The sequence below is a fragment of the Pseudarthrobacter sp. rb genome, assembly GCF_056389225.1.
On the sequence record NZ_JBWJAR010000017.1, the window covers coordinates 91261 to 100783 of the forward strand.

Below are 9523 nucleotides of genomic sequence, written 5' to 3' on the forward strand. Positions count from 1 at the left end.
ACACCAACGGCGACGGAACAACCACCCGCCCAGCAGCCAGTAACTGGCAAGGCATAAAGATCAACAACGACGCCGAACTCACCGCCACCCACATGGACATACAGTATGCTGCTGGCGCACTGGATCTCATCGGTGCTAGAGGCGAAATTGTCAGCTCCGCCTTCCACCAAATAGGGGGCACAGCTGTTGTCCTCTCCAGAGGAAGCTCCGCAGGCATTGAAGGTTCTTTCACCGAGGTGGGTGGCATCTTGGCTGTGGATGCCACCAGTAACGCTCAATTACGGGGCCAAGCGCGGAATCTACAAGGCGTTGCACCGTACGTGAGGTCCTGTAATTGGGGCGGCGGATCCTGCATCGTGGACGCTAGTCATTTCGATTGGGGAACCGAGTACGGCCCCTTTCCTGCAGGGCAACAGAGTATGGCCTGCGGTTCCGTCATAGACAGCCCTTGGGCCTACGGGGGCAGCGAATTCAGCGGCTCAATCTGGGCTACAGGTAACTGCGATGGATCCATTTACTCACCTGATCAAAACGTTCAGCAGGCAAAGGATTCATTTGACGCCGCCCAAGCAGCGTCTCAGGCCCTATGTAACCAAGGACCCGCGTACAAGGACGCATGTGACCTAGTCAAAGCCCGCAGCGCCTGCCTTTCGGGAGCCAAAGATATCGTGGCAAGCCAGTCCATTTTTCCATTGCCAGAAGACAACCAAGCTATTGGTTACGGAAAAGCTGTTGCCGAGGCTGGTAGTGACGCTCTAAAGGAGTCCAGCAATCCACGCATCGCCACAACCGCGGAAAGACTTTCATATGGGCTGAGCGCGATGCAAGTACTGGAAACCTTTGATGCCCTCAAATCAGCGCACGACAAGTGCCGGTGAGCGGGTGCTTCGTACTCGAAAGCCTGTAATGGCTGTTCTTGTCCTAGATCTTTACCGTCGAAAAGCGGCAGCACACTGCAGAAGCGTTCTTCACCTGCATGCCTGAAGGCCCCGGTTGTGTGGAAAGCCTACGACAGCAGCTTCAGTGACCCCGCTCGCTTCTCAACGAGATCAGCGGTGAGCGCCCTAAGCTGCGAATGGTTTTGACGTTGATCAGTCCGGGAAGGAACTGGGGTCGGTGTGGGCTGTTGGTGGGGTGGGAGAGGGTGCACTGACATCGTCAACCGTCCGGTCCATGTTCATAACCCACGCAACGCCGTCGGCTTCACAACCGGTGAGCAGGGCAGACTTTGGCGGCGCCGCCGACTTCGAATGCCGCAGCAGTGCCTCCAGTTCCGCCAAAGTACTGGAGAGGTGGTCGAGCGCTTCGGGCACCTTCTCGCCATCGACCCAACGGTGAACGAGCGTGTCGTTGTCGGCCGAGACCGGCCTTGGCATTGGAATGCCGGCAGCGAAGGCAGCCCACTCAAACTCCAGCACGTCGTCAAATCTGTAGGGCCACCGGCGATCGACGAGGTTCACCGCGAACGACCCCTGATCGGTGTCAAGCCGGTACACCCGGTGGGCGAACCCGCCGTGAACGCAGACATTTGCCCGACGCGCACACCAGATGCGAAAGGTCCACAAACACATATATTTCGGAGCTGGCAGTGGCTGCGCCGATCGGTGCAAGAACTCCGCACCAAGCGAAGCTGTCAACCGGCCGCGCTGGGCTATCGAGAGAAGATGGCCCAGTCAAAGTCACTCTGAAACCTCCAAGCGAAATCGGTACACCGATAGCTTGCTAGGCCTCAGACCCCTCTCGAGGTGCAACACGGAGCCCAAGGTAGCGCGCTCCTACTGCTACGGCACCCCACTCCGCCCGTCCATTCAGCTCGCGCCGTTAGTTGACGGAATCTTCACTATCTCGGGTCTCTAAATTGTTTGGTGAAAAAGGTAATCGCCCCTCCGGCTTCCCGTGGACCTCCGGGGCGCATTCCCCGACATTCAAGAGTCTGTCACCGCGGAGTCTGCAGGAAATTCTTGGTATTTGCTCCGGCGACGGTGGCGATGGTGCAGGCTAAGATTAGACCCTTCATTGATTGCTTTGGTGGATTTTGTCGCTGCTGAAACTGTTGGAGGAGGAGATGGTGCATTTGTCCAAGCGCCTTCCTACGGTGCTGGCGGCCGCCGCGGCGCTGCTGGTGGCGCTGAGTGCATGTGTCCCTGTCGGTGTGCAACAGCAGCCAGCCCCCACTCAAGCAGAAACGACGCCACCCGCTTTGACCTCGACCTCAACCTCAACCTCAACCTCAAGGAGATCCAACCGCATACCTAATACGGCGTCCACGGACCCCCTAAGAGTTGTTGTGATCGGAGACTCGCTGAGCACGGGGCTGGGAACGTCACCAAAACAGGCGTGGCCAAACCTCCTGCAGTCGGTATCGCTGACCGAGAAGCGGTCGGTTGAAATCGATAATGCTGCTGAGAACGGCAGCGGTTACTTGGCCATTGGTGTCGACGGCGACACATTCCGGATGGAAGTCGAGGCAGCAGTTACTCCGGCCACCGACGTGATCTTGTTTTTTGGGTCCGACAACGACACGGGCGCAGACCCTGGGGAACTCAAGGCGGCGGTCGCGTCGACCTTCGACGCTGCGTCGGCCCGGGCTCCGAAGGCAATTCTCGTCGCGATCGGTCCGCTGTCTGGAGATGAGGGGACCAATTTGGTGCTGTCCGACGTGTGCAGCTCCGACGCGTCTGCGGCCAAGAATGCCGGGGTCAAGTGCATTGATCCCATCGCAGACCGTTGGCTCGGCGGCCGAGCCAACGTTTTGCTCGGACCGGACGGTGAGCACCCAAGCGTGAAGGGACAAAAGTTCTTGCGTGACAAGATGAAGCTGATTCTTACCGCCGCACTTGCCAGCTGAGAAGACTCACTGGCTTCGGGGTTTTCACGCTGCAGCCTATAGGCTCCCCCTGTGGATTCGATTTCCTTGGTAAGCGGCCCGCTGCCCGTCGTGCTGCTGCTCTGCGGTATAACGGCCCTGGTGTGGCTGATCTCGGGTTCTCGACACCACGTCCTCCGTGCGGCTCCGGCCGTGCTCATCGCGACTGGGGCAGCGATCGCGACGCTGCGAACGATGACTGAGGGCCTGTGGAACGTCTGGGGGGCCCCGCTGCCGGGTGTGCTGTACGTATGGGCGTGGCTGGCCCTGGCAGGCGTGACGCTGGCTGTCGGCAAAAGCAAGGGAACGCCCCACGGCCGACGCCGGGCAGGGACTGTAGCCAGGGGCCGGGCACGTCCGCAGCTAGGAGCTGCAGCCGCCGGACTGGCCTGTGTTCTTGCCGCAGGGTCCTTAACGAACCAGTATTTCGGCGAGTACCCGACTATAGGAGTATTACTGGGACACTCGGAGGCGCCTATCGACGCATTGGAGGCCCCGCACCCGGACGGTCCAGCCACCGGCGCTTCCGCCGCCGCAAGCCCGCCACTCCCGGTGCAGGAGTCAACATGGACCCCACCCGCGGATATGCCGGCGGCCGGCCGGGTAGTCTCGGCACAGATTCCGGGAGTGGTGAGTAAACTGCCGGTGTCCGAGGCTTACCTGTATCTGCCACCGGCTTACCAGGTCCAGAACGGCCCGGATCTCCCGGTCCTGGTCCTGATGCACGGACTGCCGGGCGGCAGCCGGGACTGGGTCGCTTCAGGGCAGATCAAAGAAAGGATGGACCAGTACGCTGCAGGCCACAAGGGTTTGGCACCCGTAGTGGTCATGCCGGATGCCAGCGGCAACCATGCCAGCGATCCCCCTCTGTGCCTGGACAGCAAATTCGGGAACTCCGCCACTTATCTCGCCCGGGACGTGCCAGCGTGGGTGAAGTCCTCGTTGGGTGTCGGGCGCGGGGGCGCCCGCTCCTGGGCCATCGCCGGTTTCTCCTACGGCGGCACGTGCGCCACGCAGCTTGGGGTGAATTATGCCGACCAGTACCCCACCTTCCTCGATATCTCCGGTGAGGACCAACCCACCATTAACGGCGGCAGGAGCGCTTTGGTGCAGAAATACTTTGACGGCGATGATGCCGCCTTCGCACGCCAGAACGCCGTCGACGTATTGAAAAAAGGCCGATTCCCCGGTTCCGCCGGTATCGTCACGGTAGGGGCGGATGACTCCTATTACCGGCCACAGGGAATCACCGTATACACCGCCGCAAAAGCCGCCGGAATGGACATCCAACTTCAACAGGTCCCGGGCGGCCACACGTGGCAGGCCTGGAGTGCCGGCCTACAAAACAATTTGGACTGGCTGATGCGCAGGTACGGCACCGTACCGTGATCCTTTGGGTGGAGTGGAGCGGAGTAGGCTGCGCGGCCCAGGAGGCACAGGGCGTCCGCGAATGTAAGGGGGGAAGTAAGTACGGTGAGCGGGCGATGCCAGATAGCGCCGCTGAGTCAGATAGGTCATGACAAGGGTCTGGTAGCGGGGGAATTTCTTTTGAAGGTTAGGGGGACCGGAATCCGTCGAAACACGTCCTAGCGACCGCAGTTTTGCAAGTGCGCGCGTCAGCGCTCGTCCGCCGAGGTTCCACTTTCCCTATGCATCCGAATATCGCCTCTCGGGTGCTGACCTGATCCCCCATAGTGGTTCAAGGCCAGAGGATACCTGGAGAGTTCAGTGCATGGAACATGCTTATCATCAGCGAGAAGCTTGTGCAGACCGTGTCAGGCCGGGGCCCGCACGAGTGGAATTCGCTTCGAGGTGGTGCCGCGAATGGATACTGTGCTGATTCCTAGTCGAGGATCTTGGTCCTGAAGAAATCCCACCACTGCGACCCCATCATTCGAGGTGAAGTCCGTGGCAACAGATGAAAAGGCAACAAAACGGCCGTCCGCCGAAATTGATTCGTCAACCGACATGTTGTTTCCGGACCTTCCCGGCGCCGGAGAGGAGACCAGCAGAAGGTTCCCGTTCACGGTGTCTCTGACGAAGACGTCCCATGTGCCGTTGGTGTCCCCTGTGAAGGTTCCCGACCCGTCGGAATGGAACACGACATAACGCCCATCAGCCGATATTGCGGGTAAGTTCGAGGTTCCTGCTTGGAAAACGAGGGATGTTGACCCATTCAGCGTGTCGTAGAGAAAGACGGCGGGAAGAGTATCCATGTCATCGGGCGTAAGGTCCGGCGCGTCGGAAACAAATGCGACCCACCGGCCATCTCCAGATAGCGCCGGGGAGTAACTCGCGTTCCAGCCATTCTGGATAGATGGAGGAGCGGCAATTCTACTTAGCGTCCCGGTCTGCAGGTCGCGGACAAGTACCTCCGCGACTCCGGACTGATCGCCCGGCACAAGGTTCTTCGTCTGTGAGGCAAATGCTACGTAGCGACCGTCCCCGGAAATTGATGGTGTGAAAGAGTCTCCATCCCCTAACGCTCCGATTGGGGACGTGGAGATAGCCTCTACCGTTCCCGAGGGCATGTCACGGACGTACACCTGCTGGTGACCGTTGAAGACTTCTGGGACCAGGTCGCCGGCCCTTGAATAAAAGGCGACACGGCTTCCATCGGCGAATATCGATGCCCAGAAGGACTCTCCGCTAGCAGAATGTCCGTCCGGCGTTGCGGACACTAGGGTGGTTCGTGACGTGACCAGATCACGAACGAAGACATCTATGGTGCTGTTGTTGTCGTTTGGCACCAGGTTTGATGCAAGTGAGCTGAAAGCCACGTAGCGTCCGTCTGCGGAGATTACGGCAGACCGGGACATGTGATTCCCGGCCCTAGCGTCGGGTGCTGCTGACACTAAGCGCGTCGTTCCATATTCCATGTCCCTCACAAAAATGTTGCGATTGCCCGGCCGTAACGCTGAAGCTCGGCACCGGGATCGCCTCGGACGACATGGTGACCGTCGATGTGGAGCAGACGACGGTGTTCCGGACCAACGACGGCGCGAACATCATCTGGACGCTGACGCACTCCGGCGCGAGGCCGTGGATGGTCCTGAAGAAGGGCGTCAACACGCTCCGGCTGTCCGCCGACACCGGCGCCGGCTCCGCAGTCCTGAAGTACAAGCCGATCTGGTTCTAGAAGGAGACGACATGCCGATCAACCGCGACGGAAAACACTGGTGCGACCCGGCCAGTGAGGAGCCGCAGGGCCGCTCGCAAAGCTGGACCTGCCCGGACGTGGGCGCCGTCCGGCGACGACATCAACGTCAACTCCATGCCGCGCTACTTCCCACCCATCGCCGGGCTGATCCCGGCGGCCCGCTGGATCAGCCACAACCTCACAGCAGGCACCCTCACGTCCTGGCCGGCATCCATCGGCACAGTGGCCCTCAGCTCAAACGGCACAGCACCTGTCGTAGCATCGGGTCCTTAAAGCGCCAGCCTACCGAACTGAACGGCCTGTTGGTGCAGTGCCAGTATGGGACTCTTTGACAAGGCACCTAGGTTCTGCCCACTACGCCTTCCGTCCCCTGCCCTGTGGCGTCAGCTAAGGCCCGCTCAACACCGGGGACGGTACATGTACGTCTATTTTTGTGCCGTTCCCAAGGTCCCCAAGGGCGTTAAAGCCCCAGGCGTAAAGCGTTCCGTCACCACCAACAGCCATTGAGTATGAGTAACTCGCGGATACATCTGTAATACCGGCCAGTGAGCCCACCGCAACCGGCGTGGGTTGGCTGGGGTACGTGTTTCCGGAGCCCATCTCACCCCTCCAATTGCTGCCCCACGTGAACACGGTACCGTCTTCAGCCAAAGCGATTGAGTGCCCGAACCCGGCATCTATGTCTACGACACTTGGCAGGCTGGAAACCAAGGAGGGAACCCGCTGCACGTTCAAAAAACCGGCGGCTCCGTTGCCCACTTGCCCATAATAGTTGTCTCCCCATCCATAAACCCTGCCGTCGCTTGTTAAAGCAAGTGAATGGTTCTGCCCTGTGGTCACTTTCACGATTCCGGACAGACCACTGACTTTCTGCGGTACGGGCGTTATTGTCTCGTCTTCTCCATTTCCTGGGTAGCCGCGGCCCCAGAAGTAGACTTCGCCCGCCTTTGTCACTGCCAAGGCGTGAAAGCTATCCGCCGATACGCTGGCAATGTTGGAGAGGCCAAGAATTGGCTTGGGGATGCTTTGTTTTTCCGCGAGCCCTTCAGAAAGCTGCCCATAGGAGTTTGCTCCCCAACCAAATACCTGTCCGTCTCTTGTCACCGCTAGAGAGTTTGGAACGCCCGCAAAAACCTGTACGACGTTGGATAGACCCTGGACTCGGGTCGGCGTAAGCCTGTTGGTTTCTGTGCCGTCACCTAGCTGGCCATGTTCGTTGTATCCCCAGGCATAGACGGAACCGTCACCGGTGAGGGCCAAAGAGTGATTTCCTCCACCAGAAACCTGCACAACGTTGTCCAATCCCTTTACTTGGACCGGCAGGAGCCGTTCGGTTGTGCTTCCATCGCCCAATTGACCAGATTCGTTGGCTCCCCACGAATACACAGTGCCCTGACGGGTAAGCGCGAGGGCCGCAGACCAGCCCGCCGATATAGAACTCACATTGGTAAGCTGTTTATAGATTTGGCCTGCCATCCATTGACCCAGCTTTGTTCGGCCTTCAGGGTACGAATGGACAGCGGGAGTGATCGCCGCATCCCCCAGACCGCATACAGGATCGTACCGACCGCAGAAGGAAGCGGTGGACGAACGCACGGCGTCAGGGATGCCTTGAATACTCACTATCTTGTCCATCGGGACGTCAGCAGTGAGCTTCCACTCCCAGACCGAAGGGTCAACGGCGCTGGCGAGCCAGTCACTGAATCCATAAATAGGGGCACTGAGGAACATTGTGTTGGTTACCCCGTACGTGAAACCAGGCGCATCACCCAACTGAGTCTCTGTAGCCCCGCTGATCCGCTGAGCATCACCCAGCAAACCCACGGCAGCCACTTTAGAAAGATCTACCCGGTCGGATGTTGCCGCATAGTTCAGGCCGGTGTGGATCGCCCATGCCCCTTGAGAGTATCCGGCCAAGGCAATGCGTTCGCCTGCCGAAGCGCACCGTTCCTGTTCTCGTTCAATAACCGTGAGCAACTCGACAGCACCCTGCCATGCACCAGGAACGTATTCCAAGATTTTGTCCCATTGGCTAATGATTGGGACGCCATATGCCGGGTACTCTAATCCGACATATCGAACCCCCGTACCTGGTTTGCGGGCCTTAACCTCAGCGTTGAATGTATCGTACGTGTCCTTGATAGTGTCACCCATGCCGAGGTTTTCGGCTGTAGCCGATTCCCCGGATCCGCGAACTCCAATAAATAGATAGTCCGTGCATTCTTCTGATGACGGCGAAGTACTTACGGCCTCGGGGGGAGGGGGCAGCGAGACCCCGGTCCACGGGTAGACACTCACGTTGCTTCCCTGCAGGGTTGGCCGTCCTGAACCTGCTTCCCCGGGACCTTGTCCTCCGCCCCAATCGATGTTGGTGGCATTGAAAGTGTGGTCGGCTGCGACACCGACCACACACTTCCGGACAGATCCCTGAAAGTGTCCCACGACCGGCCCCTGAAGCGAGAGACAGACATCAGCGTCAGCGATGGCCGTCGCCCCGAGTGAAACGGTCGTCGGTGTCGAACTAGTTGCCAGGGCCTGAGCGCTGACCGCGGTTGAGGCGTATCGGACAGTAAGGTTTGTCGACGTGACAGAGCCGCCCGGCTTCACCTCGATTCCTTTCCAGCTTCCGCTCGCTGGCTCCACCACGACCTGTGCCTGCAGCCCCTCCGTCACAAGTTCCGCACCACCGGCGACGGTCGGTGTTGAGCTCGGGGCCGCGGTAAGGAGAATGGGTTCCGTTTCGGTGCCGTTGATTCTCAACGAGCCCTCAACTATGACTCTGACATCCTTCGCAGCTTGAACGGTGGTCCCTGCCCCAATAGCTAGGGTGGCGCCTGCGGCCACAGTGAAATCGCTGTCAATTTGGTACGTCGTTGAACAAGCCGTACTTAGGGTGCGATCTGCAGTCATAGTTCCTGACAGGTGAGTCAGCGGTGGGGTGCAGTCAGGTGCCGGATGTGGGGCCATCTTTTGATCGAGGCGGTAGAGAAATGCCGCCATCGCGTCACGGGCAATGCTATTCAGCGGGCGGTACTCCCGCACACCGCCCCCCACATCCCAACCTGTAGAGATACCGGCGGACGCCAACCATGTGATTTCTTTGTAGAAAGCAGCACCCGCCGGCACGTCGGCGAACGGTGACTGGGAAGGAGCAGTGAAGCCACTTGGCTGGGCAAACCGAAAAAGGAATGCTGCCATCGCATCACGAGCAACGGAGTTCAGGGGCCTGTACTCACGCTTGCCGCCACCGACATCCCACCCCGTAGAGATGCCCTTCGAGGCCAGCCAAGTGATTTCCTTGTAAAAAGCCGCTCCCGGGGCCACGTCGATAAAGGGCGAGGACGTCGGCGGCGTGTAGGCGGGTGAACCCGCCTTCCTGTACAGGAAGGCAGCCATGGCATCCCGTGCGATGCTCTGCAGGGGCCGATACTCCCGTACTCCCCCGCCGACGTCCCAACCAGTCGAGATCCCTTCAGCAGCGAGCCAGGAAATCTCCT

General features: G+C 59.5%; 8 protein-coding genes. 5 read left to right on the plus strand and 3 right to left on the minus strand.

Features of this window, described 5'->3' with window-relative positions; all coding sequences use genetic code 11:
- The coding region (locus ACWRN3_RS18685; RefSeq protein WP_476741583.1) for a hypothetical protein at nt 1-878 on the plus strand (878 nt) is incomplete at its 5' end.
- 213 nt (nt 879-1091) lie between these two features.
- On the opposite strand, the gene ACWRN3_RS18690 is transcribed toward ACWRN3_RS18685, so the two are convergent.
- On the minus strand, nt 1092-1460 hold the full coding sequence (locus tag ACWRN3_RS18690; RefSeq protein ID WP_476741584.1) for a hypothetical protein: 369 nt from the start codon (nt 1458-1460) through the stop codon (nt 1092-1094).
- Between the two features lie 575 nt (nt 1461-2035).
- Here ACWRN3_RS18690 and ACWRN3_RS18695 point away from each other — a divergent pair.
- A complete protein-coding gene (locus ACWRN3_RS18695) occupies nt 2036-2848 on the plus strand; it encodes an SGNH/GDSL hydrolase family protein (protein ID WP_476741585.1) in 813 nt (270 codons plus the stop codon).
- 648 nt (nt 2849-3496) lie between these two features.
- Nucleotides 3497-4255 carry an alpha/beta hydrolase gene (locus ACWRN3_RS18700; RefSeq protein WP_476741586.1) on the plus strand — a complete coding sequence of 253 codons (759 nt, stop codon included), beginning with the start codon at nt 3497-3499 and terminating at the stop codon, nt 4253-4255.
- Nucleotides 4256-4641: 386 nt separating this feature from the next.
- Here ACWRN3_RS18700 and ACWRN3_RS18705 read toward each other — a convergent pair whose 3' ends face one another.
- Nucleotides 4642-5646 (minus strand): TolB family protein, encoded by a 1005-nt coding sequence (locus ACWRN3_RS18705; RefSeq protein WP_476741587.1) that lies wholly within the window; start codon nt 5644-5646, stop codon nt 4642-4644.
- Nucleotides 5647-5816: 170 nt separating this feature from the next.
- On the opposite strand from ACWRN3_RS18705, the gene ACWRN3_RS18710 reads away from it, so the two are divergent.
- Nucleotides 5817-6005, plus strand: a complete 189-nt coding sequence (locus ACWRN3_RS18710) for a hypothetical protein (protein ID WP_476741588.1) — start codon at nt 5817-5819, stop codon at nt 6003-6005.
- Between the two features lie 54 nt (nt 6006-6059).
- The gene (locus ACWRN3_RS18715) at nt 6060-6299 is read left to right on the plus strand and encodes a hypothetical protein (RefSeq protein ID WP_476741589.1); all 240 of its coding nucleotides are present in this window, start codon (nt 6060-6062) and stop codon (nt 6297-6299) included.
- Between the two features lie 114 nt (nt 6300-6413).
- Here ACWRN3_RS18715 and ACWRN3_RS18720 read toward each other — a convergent pair.
- On the minus strand, nt 6414-9523 hold a 3110-nt coding region (locus ACWRN3_RS18720; protein ID WP_476741590.1), incomplete at its 5' end, for an RCC1 domain-containing protein.